Raw genomic sequence first — 17,031 nt, 5'->3', positions numbered from 1 at the left:
CAGCGCTACATGAGCGACTACGGTTCGCCTCTGCTGCGGCTAGACGGCGTTGAGGCCGTCTATGACGCAGCCATCGTCGCCCTGCGCGGCGTTTCATTTGGCGTGCCGGAGGGCTCCATTGTCGCACTGCTCGGCGCCAACGGAGCCGGCAAAACAACGACCTTGAAGGCGATCTCGAATCTTCTTGGCGGCGAACGCGGCGCGGTCCGGCGCGGCGCAATCACTTGGCGTGGCGAGTCTATCGTTGGGGTTGGACCGTCGAAACTTGTGGCGCAGGGTCTCGTGCAGGTGTTGGAGGGCCGCCATTGCTTCGGCCAGCTTACGGTGGAGGAGAATCTGCTCACGGGCGGCTATGTCCGCAGGCTCTCCAGCCGGCGCCTGCGAATGGAACTTGAACGCGTCTATGCATGGTTCCCTCGCCTCCGGGAGCGCCGTCGCAGCCGCGCCGGGCTCACCTCGGGCGGCGAGCAGCAAATGATCGCGATCGGCCGGGCCCTGATGACTGGACCGCAGATGGTGTTGCTCGACGAGCCGTCGATGGGTTTGGCGCCGCTGATCGTGCAGGAGATCTTCGGGATTGTGTGCGCACTCAACCGCGACAGCGGCGTGACCTTTTTGGTTTCTGAGCAGAACGCTGCAGTGGCGCTGCAGTGCGCAGATTACGCCCACGTGCTGGAAAACGGACGCGTGGTTGCGTCCGGTCCGGCTGCGGAGCTGAATGCGCGCAACGATATCAAGGATATTTATCTCGGGGTAGGCGCGGCGCAGCGGCCTGCATCTGAAATCACCGCCGACCGTCATTGACCCGATTATTCGCGCGGGCGTCGTCCCATCGCCAAGGAAGTCACCCGTCCCAGCCATCATCGAAACCCGCCTGTCAGCGCGCTTACGTCCGAATGCGCCGACAGGCGAGGCTTTGTCGCCTAATCCGTTTAACGGGCAGGCCTACTTTCCGAGATGCCGGTGATGGTGGCGATGGACCCTCTTCATGTTCTTATGGCTGTGATAAGCGACGGTGGAGACGAGGCTAGCATCGTCTCCCGATACGATGGCGCCGCTCACGCTCGGGATCGGCGCAGCCATGACCGCCGGGGCGCAAAGAAAACAAACTGCCGTCGCTAGGAGTAAAGACTTGTGCATGGGGTTTCCTCTTCAAATGCCGAGACTAAAGTCTTGGCCGCGCCATTTGTCTTCGGATTCGCCGCAAAGGTAAAATAACATTCTTGGCTATCCGTGTGGATTATAGTGCGGCCCACGCGGGAAGCGGGAATGGTTGCGCCCTCAATGACCATCGGTTGGTCCTACGCAATCCTAAAGATTTCTCTGAGGCGCCGCTGAATAGCTTCCTGCTTCGCTTCCTGACCCCTTAGATATTCCAACCGCTCGGCGTCGCTCCCCCAGCGATTGTTCCGAAGCATTTCAGCAATTTGCTTAGCCAAAACCACGCGCTGCTCGTAGAGGCCCCTGACCTCGACGTTTTCTGCGGAAGTAATAAAGGATTTGGCCATGGCGGCATTCTATCCTGACCTCACCCTTTAGCCTAATTCTTCCGCCCCGGATGGCTTTGGATTTTTCGCGTGACAGCCTGGTCATGTCCGGCGGCGGCGAGGGTCAGCCCAATCCAAAAGCTAATAGGAATGTTGGTCATCTTTAGTAGCGAGCCGCCCCTGGCTGCAACTCCCGCAGGCTTGCGTTTGTGACGAACCAGCCGGACCTTGACGCAAGTAATGAAACCAACATGTCGTTCTTTCACAGAACATATTGCGAACGTATTGTTGGGATCGATGTTGAGGAAGACAACCAGCGAGAACGACGAAGACCGCAAGCCCGAGGCATCTTCGCGCTCGCAAAACGCTTGCCGCGCGTGTATCGCTCAAGGTGAAATCGTCCAGAAGGAGAGATCATGCGCATTTTGGTTTTTCAACATTTGGCCGTCGAAACCCCTGGCGTTTTTCTCGATCTCTGGAAAGACGAAGGCCATGAATGGCGCACAATCGAATTGGACGAAGGCGAACCAATTCCCGACCTAGAGGCCTACGACCTCCTGGCTGTAATGGGCGGGCCGATGGATGTGTGGCAGGAGGAGATTCATCCGTGGCTGGCGCCGGAAAAGGCGGCCATCCGCCGGTGGGTGAAAGACCTGGACCGCCCTTATCTAGGCATTTGCCTCGGCCACCAGCTTCTAGCCGAAGCGCTTGGCGGAAAGGTTTCGCTCATGAACAAACCCGAGGTCGGGCTCGCGCATGTCAAACTCACCGCAGGCGGTCAAAGGGATCGATTGCTCGCTGGTCTTCCGTCCCCAATCGAAACCCTGCAGTGGCACGGCGCCGAGGTCTCCCAGCTTCCGGTGGGCGCAGAAGTCCTCGCCGGCAACGCCGCCTGTCCGGTTCAGGCTATTCGGTATGGTCGGCATGCCTACGGGTTTCAGTATCACATGGAGATTAACGCCGGCACGGTCGCCGATTGGGAACGCATCCCGGAATATAAAGCGAGCCTCGAAAAGGCGCTGGGTGCTGAGGCGAGGCATCTGGCTGGCAGAGTTGTGCCTAAGTTGCCTGCCTTTCGGAATGTGGCGTTCATAATCGGCGCAAATCTTTCGGCAATCGCTTCCGATCTCTCTCCGCAGCAATCGCTTTATCGTTAGCGCGGCCGCGCTAACCAATAACTTCATTTGGAAAGATCCGTGGCTCCGCAAACCATTATAGTCCTCGATATCGGCACGTCGGGCGTTAAGGCGGCGACGCTGGACGCCAACGGCGCTGTTCTTTGCGAGGCGAGAGCGGATTACGAAGCTGTGTCTCCGCATCCCGGATGGTTCGAGCAAGCGCCGGATGACTGGGCCGCGGCGGCCAAAGAAGCGATAGGTCAACTCGGAGATTTGCGCGCGGCGGCGCTGCTGGCGCTGACCGGCGCAATGCAGAACATCATTGTTCTTGCAGCTGATGGTCAGCCGCTGCGCCCGGCGATACTTTACAGCGACGGCCGCGCCGCAGAGAGATTTTGTGAGTTCAGCTTACGAATGCAATCGCTCGGCGCTGCCGCGAGAGTCGGCAACCAAATTGACCACCTCATGTGTTCGGCGAAGTGGGAGTGGCTCGCGGCCGAGGCTCCGAGCATCGTACGAGACACCGCCATTTTACACACCGGCGCCAAAGATTATATCGGTTACCTTCTGACTGGCCGTCACGCCACCGACGCTACTTCCGCGAGCGCTACGGGCCTAATGAACTTGGCGTCCCGCGATTGGGATCCGGAGATTCTAGGCGAGCTGAAGATCTCGCGCGAACAATTGCCGAGGATAATCGCAGCCGATGCCATCTTGGGCAAGGTGTCCGCTGCAGCTGCCCACCGCTTCGGTTTGCCGTCCGGCCTGCCTGTGCTCAACGGAACGGGGGATGCGGGGGCCGCAACCGTAGGCGCCGGGATAGAGCTTCCGAACGAGGCCTATGTCTATCTTGGCACAAGCGGATGGGTAGCGCGCGTGGCGGCGGAGCACGACAAGCGCACCCCGCTGACGATTTACACCCTCTCGCATCCGAACCCCGGCCTGCTCATCGAAATCGCGCCAATCTTGAGCGCCGGGGACGCAATAACGTGGGTGCAAGAGATTTGCGATGAAGCTCCGTTAGCGGAAGAAGCAGGGGACTCCATCCCCCCGATGTTCCTCCCTTATCTCAAGGGCGAGCGAAGCCCTTTTCACGATCCCTTCGTCCGGGGCGCCTTCCTCGGGCTTGACCGGTCGCACGGCCGTTTCGCGCTGCAAAAAGCAGTGTTTGAAGGCGTCGCTTTAGCCATTCGGCATAATTTGGTCGAACTCGGTAAAAGCGAAGGAGCTCTGACGGCGCTGGGCGGGGGCGCGATGAACAGGCCGTGGATGCGGATCCTCGCCGACATCACCGCCATTCCTATCAGGGTGCACTCCGCTCCAATGGTGGCGACCGCCTTTGGGGCCGGGCTGCTCGGGGCTAGAACTCTTGGCCAGAGGCTTCCTCCGGTGGGATTCTCCGAACATTTCCAACCTCGTGAGGGCTCCAGCGAGAGGGCGGCGGAAACCTTCCGGCGATATAAGGCCGCGAGCGACTTTCTTCGGAGCTGGAGATAGCTCGACCACTAGCGGCCGCCGGATTATTGCAACCCCTGGCAGGCTGGTGCGGGGCGGCGCTTCGATTTTCGTCCTGTCAGCTGCGTTACGCCACGAGGACGCAAGCCAATTTCATGCAGCATAGTGATTGCCTCTGGCCCGAAATCGGCCCGAGCGTTACAATCTTAACGGGTTTTTCTATTCCTGACATTGTATTGAAATATGACGTTGTAGTCGAAAGACCGGAGCGGCTGCTCTGTTCCAGAGGCTATTTGAAAAGAGCTTCTCCTCCCTTTCTTCATTGTTTGTGGGCGGCAATCGGCTGTCCTTCGCCGAATCGTCACCCGCCCGTGATAGGGAAAGGGAGATGATATTGCGCCTGACAAGCTGGGCGGAGTAGGACAAAGGCGTCGTCAAAGATAGAAGGCGCGCAGGCAAGTAAGGACAAAGCATGACGATGAGTGGACGAGTAGCGCTGGTGACGGGGGCGAGTTCTGGTTTAGGGAGGGCGATCGCTACTGAGCTCCACGGCGCGGGCTATCGCGTCTATGGCACCTCGCGGAAGGTCGCGGGCAAGGACAATCCCTATGGCGCATTCAACCTGATCACGATGGATGTCGATCAGGACGACTCGGTCGAAGCGGCGATCGCCTCCATAGTCGAGCGCGAAGGTGGTTTGGACGTGGTGGTCAGCAACGCCGGCATGCACCTTGCCGGCGCCTTGGAAGACACCAGTTCCAGGGAGGCCCTGGCGCAGTTCCAGACCAACTTCTTCGGCGCCCACAGGGTCTGCCGCGCCTCTTTGCCCCATCTTCGCGCCCGGCAGCGCGCTCATATTGTCGTCATTGGTTCTCTCGCGGGCGTGCTCGCCATTCCCTTCCAGGGCATGTACAGCGCCGCCAAATTCGCGCTTGAAGGCTATTGTGAATCGCTGCGCATGGAATTGCGCGGCACCGGCGTCCGCGTCGCCATCGCCGAGCCGGGCGATTTCGCCACCGGCGTCACGGCCGCGCGGCAACAGACGATTGCGAGCGGCGAGGGCTCCGTCTATCGGGCGGCTTTCAAGGCGGCTATGGCGGTAATCGAAAAGGATGAAACAGGCGGCGGCGATTCAGCCCTTGTCGGCCGGCTGGTCAAGCGGATCGTCGATACTGACAAGCCTGCACTTCGCTATAAGGTCGGCGCCTTCTTACAGACCGCCGTCGCCCGCGCCAAGCCGTTGATTCCGCCGGCGACGCTCGAAGCGATCATTGCGGACCATTACAAGTGCTAGGCTGGCGGGCGCTTGCCTCGAATTTGCTCAGAATAAAATAGCGACCCCTTCGCGATGATTTGAGCGGCGGGCGTTTGCAAGCTGTCCAAATTTAGAGAAGACCCGCCTCAGACTGAATCCATCAGACAACCAATCCATTTCATGAAATGTCGGGGTTAAACACGGGGCGCGGTGGCCGCCCTCCACCGGCGGCAGCGCAAGGAGAGATTTTAGTGGATGATGCTCCTCGAGCCCTAGGGCGCCAATCTGAGAGCGGCGCCGAACGGCCGTTGCTGACGACGCCGTGGCTGGTGTTCGTGTTGGTCGCGGCGGCCGCCCCGCTGGCGGCGGTGATCGGCAACCTGCCCATCGCTCTTGCTCGCGGAAACGGCGCCGGAACGCCGGCGGCTTTCCTGTTTGCGGCCGTCACCTTGCTCTGTTTCTCAGTCGGCTATGCAGCCATGAGCCGACGGGTGGTCAATACCGGCGCTTTCTACACCTATGTAGCCAAAGGACTCGGCCGGCCCGCGGGCGTCGGCGCCGCCTTCACGGCCTTGATCGCCTATATCTCCTTCACCATCGGATTGGCCGCCTTCGTCGGCTATTTTCTCGACCTCGTGTTGTCGACGCTTGGCGTGCATGTCTCGTGGCTTGTCTACGCCGCCGGAGGCATAGCGATCGTCGGAGTCCTCGGCTATCTTTCGGTCGACTTGTCGGCGAAGCTCATTGGCGCCTTGATAGCGGCGGAGATCATTATTCTATTGATCTTCGATATCAGCGTCCTCGTGGCCAAGGGGGCGGCTGCTCTGCCCCTCGAGTCATTCTCTCCACATGAGGTGCTGAGCCCGGGCCTTGGAATCTCGCTGATGGTCGCCTTCACGTCATTCATCGGATTCGAGTCCGCGGCCCTCTATGGCGAGGAGACCAAGGATCCGACGCGCAGCGTTCCGATCGCGATCTACGTCTCGGTGATCCTGATCGGCGCCTTCTACCTGTTCACCGCCTGGGTTACGATCGGCGCGCTCGGACCGGAACAGACGGGGCCGGAGGCCATCGCTCAAGGCGGCATGCTGATGTTCAGCGTGTTCACCCGCTATAGCGGAGAGATTATGTCCGACATCGCCGGGGTGTTGGTCTGCACATCTCTGCTGGCCTCGTATCTGGCGATCCATAACGCTGCAGCGCGCTATATCTTTGCCCTCAGCCGCGAAAATCTGCTTCCGCGATCCCTCGGCTATTTGCATCCCACTCGCTATTCGCCGTCCAACGCCAGCGTCGTCGTTACGGCAATCACCATTGTCTGCATCGCGGCCTTCGGGCTAACGGGGCTGGATCCTTATGCGGCGGGCGTGCCCGTGGTCGTTGGCTTCGGCACTTTGGGCATCGTGTTCTTGCAGGGCTTCGCCGCAATCGCGATCCTCGCCTATTTCTGGCGTCTCCCAGGGGCGGTGGAGCCGTGGGTGCTGGTCGTTTCCACGTTGGGCGCGCTTGGCCTGATCGCGGCCACAGCGCTCGCGGCGGCCAACTTCAAACTGCTCGCTACGAGCGATCTTCCGGCTGTCGGCTGGTTGCCACTGATCTATCCTGTGACGGTCGCGATCGGCGTCGGATTCGCCCTTTGGCTGCGCAGCGCCAAACCCAAGGTCTACAGCGCCCTCAGTTAACGCGAACTCTAAGCCGATAGCGTTTTCGAGCGCCGCCGTCGGCTTTTGCTCGCTGCCTTTCGCCGGGTTGCGATCCCGCGTCAATTGGCGCCGGCCAGTTGAGCCCGGGCCGCGGCCTCGAAGGCATCGAGCTCGGTCGGCGAAATATCAGATACCGCCCAATAGCGCATTGAGCCGCTAACCCAGTCCCGCACTAAAAATCCTTTGTCCTGCGCTCCGCCATGGCTCGGCGGCGCGCCGGATTCTGTTGGCTGAGCGATCAGACTGATGAGATGCTTGCCGTGGCGGAAGACCAGCGTGGCGGCGGGTTGGCCTCCGAGCACGTCGACGCGTCCGCCGATCAAAGTGAAGCCCGCTTGCGCAAGATCGAAGACTTGCGGCGCAAAAGGCAGGCGGCCGGCGAACCAGGGCTTGACCGTGTGCTGGTCTGACGATGCCACATCGAAAGGTTGCGGCGCCATGATGGCGCGCAGATGGTCGGCCACTACTTCGGCCATCGCCGGCGCCTGCGAGCGCGGCGTCATCGCGAACATAGTGAGCGCAGCGCCCGACACCGCGCCAACCACACAGGCGGCGAGCGCCATCCGCCAATTGGACCCGAACGGACGCAATGCGCGCTCCAATTGCGACGCATTGGGCGTAATCACGGTCATGCGCTCAGCTCCCGCATCAGCCTGAGCAGCCATAGCGAGACGCAGCCTGGCCGAGGCTGCTTCACGCGGAATTTTGTCCCGCAGCAGGCCGCGCAGAGCCATGAGGCGGTCCCGTGCGGCCGCCAACTCCGGTTCGGCGGCGAGGCGCTTGTCCAACGCCAGAGCGGAAGCTGCGTCGAGCTCGCCGTCGATATAGGCATTGAGCAAAAGTTCGGCATCGGTCTGCTCAAGCGGCATGCTCATCGTCTCTCCTCCGCCAGAGCCTCGACAAGGATCGCCCTGGCGCGAGCCAGCCGCGACATTACCGTACCCAGGGAACCTCGAGGATTTCAGCAATCTCGCGATAGCTGAGGTTTTCCATTTCCCGCAGCACAAGAGCCTCGCGAAACTGCAAAGGAAGGGCATTTACCGCAGTCGCGACGCGATTGGTCTGCTGGCGTCCCAACAAAGCTTCTTCGGGCGTCGGCAAAGGCCTCGCGCCGAACGCAGGCTCGGCATCCGAATCCCCGCGCTCGAGATCATCCGGCAGCGCCAGTTCCTTTGGTCGGTTCTTGGCGATCCACGTGAAAGCCGTTCGCCGAACGATGGTCAGGAACCAGGCGCGCGCGCTTACGCCGTTGAAGTCGCCGATCGCGCGAAAGGCGCGCAGCGAGGCATCCTGCACGATGTCTTCTGCATCATGCACGCTATGCGTCAGCCAGCGCGCTAATCGGAAGGCGTGATCCGCCTGCGGCATCACCACCTCGGCAAACCGTCTTTGCGCCTCCTCTGGCGTCACAATGGGCAATCCTCACGGTACGACAATGATCTTGCCATGCATATGCGGATGCAGACCGCAGAAATATTCAACTTCTCCGGCATTTGTGAAGGTGAATGACGCTTTGTCTTGCGTGTCGAGCGGCTTCGACCGGAATGATTTGTCGGACAGTACCACCGAATGGGGAATGTCGTCAGCCTTCTCCCATGTGACGGTCGCGCCTACGGGAACAGTCAGATTATCGGGCACAAAGCTGAAGTTCTCAATTCTTATGGTCGGTGCATCCGCCGCCTCGACCGGCCGCGCCCCGGGTACAGCAAACGCTATGAGGGCGAGCGCGCCTCCGAGCGCCATAATGCGGCCTCCAATTCGGCCGTTCAGACGAACAAGGTTCATGTCGGTTCCTGGGTTGGGATGTCGGAAAGGATCAAGGAAGATCGCTCAAGCTCCGGCAAGCGGCCGGTCAACGATGGCTAAGGGTTTCGACCCCCGGTTGATCGTCACTTCGGTAATTCCGAGCATCGAACGCAGCTTGTCGGCCGCCACCAGCATGGGTCCGGGGGAGGGCGCGGCGCCGGGGGCCGGCTGCGGAAAAGCGGTCGAGCGGGCTGTGTGGAAGGTGACGTTCCCCTCAACCTTCTGCATCAATTGATGGATGTGCCCGTTCAGCACCGTGACGGAACCGAAGCGCCGCAGCAGCTCGAGCGCTTGCGCCGCATCCTCCGTACCCCATCCCCATGCCGGATATAGCGCCCAGAGCGGGATGTGGGCGAAGACGACGATGGGAGTCGAAGCCGAACGGCCTTTCAAATCATCGGCGAGCCACGCCAATTGATCGGCGCCGAGATTGCCCATGCCTCCAGCCTTCAGATCGACGACATTGACCAGGCCGATGAAGTGAATGCCTTCAGCGTCGAAACTATACCAGCCGGCGCCCTTGGCGTCCTTGCCATACCGATCGAGGAACAGCTTGCCGTTGTTCTCATCGATCATGTCATGTTCGCCGGGAACGTAATGGACCTTCAGCTTCGCGCCGCCGATGATTTGGTCGGCGTCGTCGAATTGGCTGGCCTTGGACAGATGGCTGATGTCGCCGGTATGGATCATGAATGCAGGCTTATTTGGCATTGCATTGATGAGGACAATCGCCTCCTTGAGCGTGCTGAGCGCATTGGGATTGGCGGGTTTGTCGAAGCCGACATGGCTGTCGCTGATCTGCAAAAAACTCAAAGACCCTGATGTGGGCTGAGCCGCGGAAGCCTCGCCGATGATGGTCGACGTCAGCACGCCGCCGCTGACGGTCCAAATCACCCCTGTCCCGGCCCACATCATACATTCGAGCGCATGTCGCCGCGTCGCCCCCCCGGCGATCGGATCGCGATTGTCCTGATGAGTCATGTCAAGTCTCCGTTTGCGATCGCGAGGCCATTTGGCGCCGCTGCAAGAGAAGACCGGCGCTCGTCGCGGTTTATTCCCGTCGGCGACAATAATTTTTTGAGTGGATGCAACTGAAGGGGCGCAGTTCGTCGCCAGCAGGATGTTGACGGGAAGTAGGCGCCGGTCGGATATTTGGACTGATGACTCGACATGCCTTGGCATTCCAGAGGCCAATGGCATGACGATCGTCGATAGGCCGTTCGTGCGAAACCTGCTCTACCTGGATGTCTAGGAGGCGCCCACCGGCCAGCCAGCGCTCGGGTCGGAAAGCTCGACCGGGACCGGCGGCGGCGGCGCTCGCCAGGGTTTCAGCGCTTATGCGAAGAAGCGGAGCAGGCTGCGGAGCCGACGTTGCAGGAGCATCCAACTATGGTTGCGGAGAGCGCGGGCATTCTGATGTTCAAACGCCGCGAAGGGGGCTTGCTTGTTCTGCTCGCGCATCCCGGAGGTCTGTTCTGGCGCAAAAAGGATATCGGCGCCTGGTCGATCCCCAAGGGAGAGCGAAACGCCGACGAGGAGCTCGAGGCTGTCGCTCGACGCGAGTTCTCCGAAGAGTTGGGCGTCGCGCCATTGGGTCCGCTGCGGCTGCTCGGCAGGATACGTCAGCGCGGCGGAAAAGAGGTCGAGGCTTTCGCTCTGGAAGGCGACTTTGATGTTGACCAGCTTCGGAGCAACCTGTTTCAGATCGAGTGGCCGCCTCGCAGCGGGCGCATTCAGTCCTTTCCGGAGATCGATCGCGCCGAATGGTTCGCATTGCCGCTAGCGCGCCACAAGATCCTCGCCGGACAGCTACCCCTGCTTGATCGTCTCGAAACGCTCTGCGCTACCGGTCGCTAATGCTGGCGCTCGTCAGCGCGCTCGAGCTCAAGGCCGCCGATCGCCTACTCTTCAGGACGCGTCCAGCGCCAGGCCAAGATCGATGGAAGACCCGCGCTCATCGCGAAGGAAATGCGATATCGGAAGGCTGTTGTTGGTTGACCCGATGGCCCCTTGAGCATAATTTCTCTTTAAGAGGAGTTGAAGACAATGGCTGCCAAGGACGTCCGCTTCTCCACCGACGCTCGCGATCGCATCTTGCGCGGAGTAGAGATTCTCAACAATGCGGTGAAAATCACCCTCGGTCCCAAAGGCCGCAACGTCGTCATCGAAAAGTCCTACGGAGCGCCGCGCATCACCAAGGACGGGGTGACGGTCGCCAAGGAAATAGAGCTGTCCGACAAGTTCGAGAACCTCGGCGCTCAGCTTGTGCGTGAGGTAGCCTCGAAGCAGCACGACAATGCCGGCGACGGCACGACCACCGCAACGGTGCTCGCGGCCTCGATCGCCCGCGAAGGCGCGAAGGCTGTCGCCGCAGGTCTCAATCCCATGGATTTGAAGCGCGGCATCGATCTCGCGGTGGACGCGATCGTCGCCGATCTTAAAAAGAATTCGAAGAAAGTCTCTTCGAACGAAGAGATCGCGCAGGTTGGAAAAATCTCGGCCAATGGCGATCGGTTCATTGGCGAAGAAATAGCCAAAGCGATGCAAAAAGTCGGCAATGAAGGCGTCATCACGGTTGAAGAGGCAAAAAGCCTCGAGACCGAGACCGAGATCGTCGAAGGCATGCAGTTCGATCGCGGCTATCTCTCGCCCTACTTCATCACCAATGCCGAGAAGATGGTGGCCGAACTCGAGGACCCCTATATTCTCGTGCACGAGAAGAAGCTCTCCTCGCTGCAGGCGCTGCTTCCCGTTCTCGAAGCTGTGGTGCAGACCGGCAAACCGTTCCTCATCATCGCCGAAGATGTGGAAGGCGAAGCGCTCGCCACCCTCGTCGTCAACAAGCTGCGCGGAGGCCTCAAGGTCGCGGCCGTAAAGGCTCCGGGCTTCGGCGATCGCCGCAAGGCCATGCTGGAAGACATCGCGATCCTGACCAACGGCCAGCTGATTTCGGAAGAAATCGGCATCAAGCTCGAAAACGTGACGCTTCAGATGCTCGGCCGCGCCAAGCGGATCCGCATCGACAAAGAATCGACCACGATCATCGACGGCGCGGGCGCCAAGTCCGAGATCGAGGGTCGCATCGCCCAGATCAAGGCGCAGGTTGCCGAGACCACCTCTGACTATGACCGCGAGAAGCTCCAGGAGCGTCTGGCGAAGCTCGCAGGCGGCGTCGCGGTGATCCGCGTTGGCGGCGCGACGGAGGTCGAGGTCAAGGAGAGAAAGGATCGCGTCGACGACGCGCTCAACGCGACCCGCGCGGCTGTCGAGGAAGGCATTTCTCCCGGCGGCGGCGTCGCTCTGCTGCGCGCGATTCCGGCCCTCGACAACGTCAAGGTCGACAATGCCGATCAGAAGACCGGCGTCGATATCGTTCGCAAGGCGATCCAGGCGCCGGCGCGGCAGATCGTCGACAACGCCGGGGCCGACGGCGCAGTCGTTGTCGGCAAGCTGCTCGAAGCCAAGGAATATAATTACGGCTACGACGCGCAGACCGGCGAATATGGCGATCTCGTTGCACTCGGCATTATCGATCCGACCAAAGTCATCCGCACGGCCCTCCAGGACGCCGCGTCGATTGCGGGCTTGATCGTCACGACCGAGGCGACGATCAGCGAACATCCCAAGACCGAAACTCCGTCGCTTCCGCCGGGGGGCATGGGCGGGATGGATTATTGAGGAAATGGATTTGATCGGCGACGGTCAATAACGCATAAATGCGCGGCGACGCGCGCCTCCGTAATCGTTTGGACGTTTCTTTTGTGGCGCTTCGTTCGCGACATAGAGTCCGATGCGCTCTGCGCCTAGGCGGGCCGGCGCACGACGAGGTCGATTTCGATCAGCGCATCATAAGCCAAGCCGGTGACTCCCACGCAAGTGCGCGCCGGCAGGCGATCTTCGGCGAAATAGCCCCGGTATGTCTCATTCATCAAGGCGTAGTCTTCTTTGAATCGGGTCAGATAAACGCGAGCCATGACCACATGCTCGAAGCCGAGGCCAAGACCCCGCAGCACCGTTGCAAGGTTGGCCATGACATTGCGGGTTTGCGCGACGATCCCATCGGGCAGCACGCCGGGACGCGCGGGAGTGTCCGGCATCTGCCCTGTAACGAACAGCAAACCATCGCTCTCGACCGCGTGACTGAAGGGGGCGACTGGTTTGGGCCCATCGGCGATCATGTGGAACTTCAAAGACACGCTCACTCCGTGATGATGCTCTGGCTTCGCTCTGGGTCGGAGGCGAACGCCTTCTTTTCGGCAACCGCGCGGACGTCCCAATTGCCGTTGAAAACCTGGGCGACTCCAAAAGCGACTGCGATCGAGGTCGACGCGACGGCTTCGCCGCCGCTCAATTCATGGGGCGCAATGAGGAACCTGCGCATCCAAGGGTGGGCTTCACCCGCGAACTGCCGGATATACCCAGGCTTTTCTTGCTCCGGCATAAGCAAGATCCACGCTATGTTCGGCTGGGTTCAGAGAGCGTTGCGGCTTGAAAACAGCGACCGCGGAATCCGTCCATGCACGCCGACGACGCCGTCGACCACCTGCGTGATTCCGAAATCGACCGCGACGCTCATCAGCGCATAGGCATCGTTGCGAGAAAGGTTCTGTCGCTCGGTCAGAAAATGCATTCCCTGAAGCGCGGCGTCCCGCATGGCGGCGTCGATCGTCGCGCCAAACCCATGCACCACCCAGTCCTGCGGGGTTTCGAGAAGCGGCGAAGGAAGGCGCATATCCTTCCTGACCACCACTTGATACAGGACGTTCAAGGAGGCTTCGATGGCGGTTCCGTTGAGTTCTCCATCGCCCTGGGCCATGTGCGAATCGCCGATCGAAAACAGCGCTCCTTCGACCGCCACGGGATAGAACATCGTGCTGCCCGCAGCAATGCGCCAGTTGTCGACATTGCCGCCATGACGGCCGGGAGGAACTGTGCTGACTTTCTCGCTCCCAGCCGGCGCGACGCCCGCCGTGCCAAGATGCGGTCGGATCGGGATGCGAACGCCCGGCAAGGCGGGTTCGCGCTTCACGCTTTCAGGTGGCGTGATGCGGCCGGGAGTCTGATATTTCTCAGCGACGTCATAAGCGAAGACGGCTTCGGCGGTTTGGCTGTTTGCGTCGAACTTGAAGATTGTGGCGCGCTCGGTTTTGCCCATTTCGTTATAAAGGTAGCCCCAATTTCCCGCGAGATTTGAGCCATAGCCGAGCCGCGGCTCCATCGAGAGATAGCGGACTTCGAGCATATCTCCAGGCTCCGCGCCTTTGACGAATACCGGGCCGGTCAGAACATGGACGCCGGGACCGCGCATGGATTGAGGGATGCCGGCGTAGAGCGCCCTGATTCCTTCGTCCATCAATAGGTCCGGCGCATCGCCCGCGTGCTGGGTCACAGATTCCGCCCAGATGAGATCGCCGCTGTTGACCCTCAAGGCTGGCGGTTGGGCCGCGCTGAAATAACCCCAATGACAGGTTTCCGGCGTGGCGCGCAGATGGTGCAGCGCGAAGTTTGCGTCAGAAGGGGAACGCGGACGATCAACGGCCATCACGTTCATAGCGGTAACTCCAAATTCAGAACCGAAGGAAGGCGTACATTGCGCTCAGACGCTATGGAAGATGGCGAAGCGACCGCTGGTCACCGCCAACGCGATCAGGCCGATCGATGCGGCGATGATAGCGGTCCGGATCAGGCCGACATGCGCGGGGCGGGGCAGGTCGTAGCGGAAGGTCCGGGTTGGCGCCGCGCCGAAGCCGCGGGCCTCCATGGACAGCGCCGAGGAAAAGCCCCGCCGCAGCGACCGGAACACGACTGGAATCGTATGGACCTTCAGGCCGTTGATGCTGAACTTCCTGTGTTCAACGCCGCGTATTGTCAATGCGTAGGATCGCACGCGAGACTCATACTCGACGATTGGGACATAAATCAACGCCAGAAACACCGACCAGGCGAATTTATAAGGCGCCTTGAAATCTTCTACGATGGACTGAACGAGGTCCCGAGGGTGGGTGGTCCAAAGCAGCAGCAGCGAGGCGATGCCGATCACAGTGCCTCGAGCGGCGATCTTCAGCCCATAGTCGAGGCCGAACTGCGAATAATGGATGGTCCAGCCAAACAGCGTAAGAGCGCGCGAGTCGTTGGTCAAACCCATAAGGCTCGATTGCAAATTAAACAACAACGGGGGCAGGATAATGAACGGCACCCAAAGCGGTATCAGAACTTTCCAAGGTCGAAGAAACGTTCTGAGCCCAACGCCGCTGAACGGCGCGATCGCCAGCAAGGCCAGCAACATATATGCGTTGTAGTCAATCGGCGCGCCGATCGCAAAGATCATTATGCCCACGAGGGCGATCATCTTCGTCAGCGGATCGAGCCGATGGAGGATCGACCTGCCGGGGACGTAGCCGAGCGTCAGATCAGCCGACATGCGCGGTCGCCTCTCCGTGCTTGCGGATCAAAGCGTCTTCGAGAATCTTGCTGCCCGGGGCCACCAGTCCGACAGAGGCGAGATCGACCGTCCCGTCAAAGAGCGCCTGCGGGGCGCCATCGAACGCCAGCTCGCCGTAGCGAAGAACAAGAACGCGCGTCGCGACGTGACGTACGAAATCCATGTCGTGCGTGATGACGATCACCGTCGTCCCATCGTCGTTCAATGTCTGAATGTCGCTTTCGATAAGCTTGCGGTTTCTTGCGTCTTGCCCGTAGGTCGGCTCATCGAGAATGAGCAACTTGGGCGGGCGGGCGATTGCGGATTTGACGCCGAGGCGCCGCTTCTCTCCGCCGCTAAGTTCATAGGGATGGACCCCCTCGTTCGCGATGCCGATGGAGCTCAGAAGGGAGCGGCCGCGATCCGACTGGCTTGCGTCGAGATCATGCATAACCTCTTCGAAGGCCGTGCCGTAAAGGAACTGATGTTCCGGATATTGGAACACGTAACCGATGCCGGGCGCGCGGGGGCCGACCCGCTTGCCGCGCTTGTATCGATAGGCCTCGCCCATCACCTCGATGGCTCCGCCCGCGATGGGCAGAACCCCGGCGATGGTCAGGGCCAAGGTTGATTTGCCGGAGCCGTTATAGCCGAGCAGCGCCACGATCTCGCCGCGACGGATTTCGCAGGATAGATTTCGCAGCACAGTCTTTTTGTAGAAAGCAACGCTGAGGTCGTTCAGGCGCACTACCACGGACTCGCTCGCAGGCGTCTTGGCGACGGGCTTCCGCTCTGGCCGCGGCGACGGAACGCCTTTGATCAGCGCGACTTGCTCGACCGCCTGATCGGCGTTCAACGGAGCGGACCGCATCGAGGCCCCCAACTCATCATAGACCCATCGCACATAGGGCGGGACCTCAAGCCCCAACTCGTCGAGTAACGGAACATCGGCCAGCACTTCCCGGATTTGCCCGTCGCGCCGGATCTTGCCATCCGCCACGATGACGACGCGAGTGAAGCGGTCGGCAAAGCCAGCATAATCATGGGCCGTCATCACGATCGCAGATGCGCCGTCCCGGGCCACCTCATCAATCAGCGGCATGACCTCGGCGCTGCCGATCGGATCGAGGTTGCTGACCGGCTCGTCGAGAATAATGAGTTGGGGCGCGCGCGCCAGGGCGCAGGCGATGGCGAGGCGCTGTTTCTGGCCGCCCGAGAGCGTGTAGACCAAATCATCCCTGATCGCATCGAGCCGCGTCCGCTTGAGGGTCGCCTCCACCCGGTCCCTGATCTCGGTTTTGGTCAGATTGAAATTTTCCAGCGCGAATGCGACTTCATCTTCAACGGTGAGGCAGGTGATCTGGCTTTCGGGGTCCTGCATCACGATTGCGGCGGAGGCGGAGAAGGCGGCGAGACTGGTCGGCGTCTGCTGCGTATCGATGCCCTTCAGCCGGACGGCTCCGGTCAGTTCGCCATTGATGATGCGCGGGATCAGACCCGCGAGGATCATCAGAAGCGTGCTCTTGCCGCCGCCGCTTGGGCCGAGGACCAGCACGCGTTCGCCTCGCCGCACCGAAAAGGTGATGTCGCTGAGGATCGCAGGAAGTTCCTCCTCATAACGGAAGCCGATCCGGTCCAAACCGATAATTTCACCGGCCAATTCGGCGTCGTGAAGCGCACGGGATGTTTCGGTCGCCACGGCGGTCGCATGCTTGGGGTTGAGATGATGCATCAAAGCTCTTGGCCTGATTGACGAAGATCGGACGGCCGACGCCGCCCGAGTCTG

Annotated in this window: 18 protein-coding genes; 7 read left to right on the top strand and 11 right to left on the bottom strand. The window is 60.7% G+C overall.

The features are described 5' to 3' along the window. Window positions 1–9: 9 nt before the first annotated feature. A complete protein-coding gene (locus tag WDN46_24695; GenBank protein MEJ0096492.1) occupies window positions 10–804 on the top strand; it encodes an ABC transporter ATP-binding protein in 795 nt (264 codons plus the stop codon). A gap of 141 nt (window positions 805–945) precedes the next feature. Here WDN46_24695 and WDN46_24690 read toward each other — a convergent pair whose 3' ends face one another. Further along, entirely contained in the window at window positions 946–1,083 is a 138-nt protein-coding gene (locus WDN46_24690; GenBank protein MEJ0096491.1) for a hypothetical protein, read from the bottom strand. A gap of 218 nt (window positions 1,084–1,301) precedes the next feature. Next, window positions 1,302–1,508 carry a hypothetical protein gene (locus WDN46_24685; GenBank protein ID MEJ0096490.1) on the bottom strand — a complete coding sequence of 69 codons (207 nt, stop codon included), beginning with the start codon at window positions 1,506–1,508 and terminating at the stop codon, window positions 1,302–1,304. Between the two features lie 395 nt (window positions 1,509–1,903). Here WDN46_24685 and WDN46_24680 point away from each other — a divergent pair, with 395 nt between their 5' ends. From WDN46_24680 to WDN46_24665, 4 genes are all read left to right on the top strand, one after another. Further along, window positions 1,904–2,644 (top strand): type 1 glutamine amidotransferase, encoded by a 741-nt coding sequence (locus tag WDN46_24680; protein ID MEJ0096489.1) that lies wholly within the window; start codon window positions 1,904–1,906, stop codon window positions 2,642–2,644. 39 nt (window positions 2,645–2,683) lie between these two features. Then, entirely contained in the window at window positions 2,684–4,102 is a 1,419-nt protein-coding gene (locus WDN46_24675; GenBank protein ID MEJ0096488.1) for an FGGY family carbohydrate kinase, read from the top strand. 430 nt (window positions 4,103–4,532) lie between these two features. Then, window positions 4,533–5,354: an SDR family oxidoreductase gene (locus WDN46_24670; GenBank protein MEJ0096487.1), complete on the top strand. Its 822-nt coding sequence runs from the start codon at window positions 4,533–4,535 to the stop codon at window positions 5,352–5,354. A gap of 212 nt (window positions 5,355–5,566) precedes the next feature. Beyond that, entirely contained in the window at window positions 5,567–6,997 is a 1,431-nt protein-coding gene (locus WDN46_24665; GenBank protein MEJ0096486.1) for an APC family permease, read from the top strand. A gap of 80 nt (window positions 6,998–7,077) precedes the next feature. Here the strand turns inward: WDN46_24665 and WDN46_24660 are convergent, their stop codons facing one another. Genes WDN46_24660 through WDN46_24645 form a run of 4 tightly spaced genes read right to left on the bottom strand, consistent with a single transcriptional unit; the run spans window position 7,078 to window position 9,805 of the window. Next, on the bottom strand, window positions 7,078–7,893 hold the full coding sequence (locus WDN46_24660; protein ID MEJ0096485.1) for an anti-sigma factor: 816 nt from the start codon (window positions 7,891–7,893) through the stop codon (window positions 7,078–7,080). Window positions 7,894–7,951: 58 nt separating this feature from the next. Next, window positions 7,952–8,428: a sigma-70 family RNA polymerase sigma factor gene (locus WDN46_24655; protein MEJ0096484.1), complete on the bottom strand. Its 477-nt coding sequence runs from the start codon at window positions 8,426–8,428 to the stop codon at window positions 7,952–7,954. Window positions 8,429–8,440: 12 nt separating this feature from the next. Next, window positions 8,441–8,803: a cupredoxin family copper-binding protein gene (locus tag WDN46_24650; GenBank protein MEJ0096483.1), complete on the bottom strand. Its 363-nt coding sequence runs from the start codon at window positions 8,801–8,803 to the stop codon at window positions 8,441–8,443. A 45-nt stretch (window positions 8,804–8,848) separates the two neighbouring features. Beyond that, window positions 8,849–9,805 carry a metallophosphoesterase gene (locus WDN46_24645; protein MEJ0096482.1) on the bottom strand — a complete coding sequence of 319 codons (957 nt, stop codon included), beginning with the start codon at window positions 9,803–9,805 and terminating at the stop codon, window positions 8,849–8,851. Between the two features lie 408 nt (window positions 9,806–10,213). On the opposite strand from WDN46_24645, the gene WDN46_24640 reads away from it, so the two are divergent. Continuing rightward, the gene (locus WDN46_24640) at window positions 10,214–10,681 is read left to right on the top strand and encodes an NUDIX domain-containing protein (protein MEJ0096481.1); all 468 of its coding nucleotides are present in this window, start codon (window positions 10,214–10,216) and stop codon (window positions 10,679–10,681) included. 189 nt (window positions 10,682–10,870) lie between these two features. Then, window positions 10,871–12,502 carry a chaperonin GroEL gene (groL, locus tag WDN46_24635; protein ID MEJ0096480.1) on the top strand — a complete coding sequence of 544 codons (1,632 nt, stop codon included), beginning with the start codon at window positions 10,871–10,873 and terminating at the stop codon, window positions 12,500–12,502. A gap of 125 nt (window positions 12,503–12,627) precedes the next feature. Here groL and WDN46_24630 read toward each other — a convergent pair whose 3' ends face one another. Genes WDN46_24630 through WDN46_24610 form a run of 5 tightly spaced genes read right to left on the bottom strand, consistent with a single transcriptional unit; the run spans window position 12,628 to window position 16,977 of the window. Beyond that, window positions 12,628–13,014 (bottom strand): RidA family protein, encoded by a 387-nt coding sequence (locus WDN46_24630; GenBank protein ID MEJ0096479.1) that lies wholly within the window; start codon window positions 13,012–13,014, stop codon window positions 12,628–12,630. Between the two features lie 8 nt (window positions 13,015–13,022). After that, window positions 13,023–13,265: a hypothetical protein gene (locus tag WDN46_24625; protein ID MEJ0096478.1), complete on the bottom strand. Its 243-nt coding sequence runs from the start codon at window positions 13,263–13,265 to the stop codon at window positions 13,023–13,025. Between the two features lie 30 nt (window positions 13,266–13,295). Further along, window positions 13,296–14,375, bottom strand: coding sequence for an acetamidase/formamidase family protein (locus tag WDN46_24620; protein ID MEJ0096477.1), 1,080 nt, complete (start codon window positions 14,373–14,375; stop codon window positions 13,296–13,298). 45 nt (window positions 14,376–14,420) lie between these two features. Continuing rightward, window positions 14,421–15,245, bottom strand: a complete 825-nt coding sequence (locus tag WDN46_24615) for an energy-coupling factor transporter transmembrane component T (GenBank protein ID MEJ0096476.1) — start codon at window positions 15,243–15,245, stop codon at window positions 14,421–14,423. Further along, window positions 15,235–16,977 carry an ATP-binding cassette domain-containing protein gene (locus WDN46_24610; GenBank protein ID MEJ0096475.1) on the bottom strand — a complete coding sequence of 581 codons (1,743 nt, stop codon included), beginning with the start codon at window positions 16,975–16,977 and terminating at the stop codon, window positions 15,235–15,237. The genes WDN46_24615 and WDN46_24610 overlap by 11 nt, the downstream gene beginning before the upstream one ends. Window positions 16,978–17,031: the final 54 nt, after the last annotated feature.

The organism is Methylocella sp., from assembly GCA_037200525.1.
Lineage (GTDB): Bacteria > Pseudomonadota > Alphaproteobacteria > Rhizobiales > Beijerinckiaceae > Methylocapsa.
This window is presented reverse-complemented; position numbering and strand designations above follow the sequence as displayed.

Coding starts and splice junctions, on each gene's coding strand:
- WDN46_24695 (MEJ0096492.1), top strand. CDS start 10: ATGAGCGACTACGGTTCGCCTCTGCTGCGGCTAGACGGCGTTGAGGCC.
- WDN46_24690 (MEJ0096491.1), bottom strand. CDS start 1,083: ATGGCTGCGCCGATCCCGAGCGTGAGCGGCGCCATCGTATCGGGAGAC.
- WDN46_24685 (MEJ0096490.1), bottom strand. CDS start 1,508: ATGGCCAAATCCTTTATTACTTCCGCAGAAAACGTCGAGGTCAGGGGC.
- WDN46_24680 (MEJ0096489.1), top strand. CDS start 1,904: ATGCGCATTTTGGTTTTTCAACATTTGGCCGTCGAAACCCCTGGCGTT.
- WDN46_24670 (MEJ0096487.1), top strand. CDS start 4,533: ATGACGATGAGTGGACGAGTAGCGCTGGTGACGGGGGCGAGTTCTGGT.
- WDN46_24660 (MEJ0096485.1), bottom strand. CDS start 7,893: ATGAGCATGCCGCTTGAGCAGACCGATGCCGAACTTTTGCTCAATGCC.
- WDN46_24650 (MEJ0096483.1), bottom strand. CDS start 8,803: ATGAACCTTGTTCGTCTGAACGGCCGAATTGGAGGCCGCATTATGGCG.
- WDN46_24645 (MEJ0096482.1), bottom strand. CDS start 9,805: ATGACTCATCAGGACAATCGCGATCCGATCGCCGGGGGGGCGACGCGG.
- WDN46_24640 (MEJ0096481.1), top strand. CDS start 10,214: ATGGTTGCGGAGAGCGCGGGCATTCTGATGTTCAAACGCCGCGAAGGG.
- groL (MEJ0096480.1), top strand. CDS start 10,871: ATGGCTGCCAAGGACGTCCGCTTCTCCACCGACGCTCGCGATCGCATC.
- WDN46_24625 (MEJ0096478.1), bottom strand. CDS start 13,265: ATGCCGGAGCAAGAAAAGCCTGGGTATATCCGGCAGTTCGCGGGTGAA.
- WDN46_24620 (MEJ0096477.1), bottom strand. CDS start 14,375: ATGAACGTGATGGCCGTTGATCGTCCGCGTTCCCCTTCTGACGCAAAC.
- WDN46_24615 (MEJ0096476.1), bottom strand. CDS start 15,245: ATGTCGGCTGATCTGACGCTCGGCTACGTCCCCGGCAGGTCGATCCTC.
- WDN46_24610 (MEJ0096475.1), bottom strand. CDS start 16,977: ATGCATCATCTCAACCCCAAGCATGCGACCGCCGTGGCGACCGAAACA.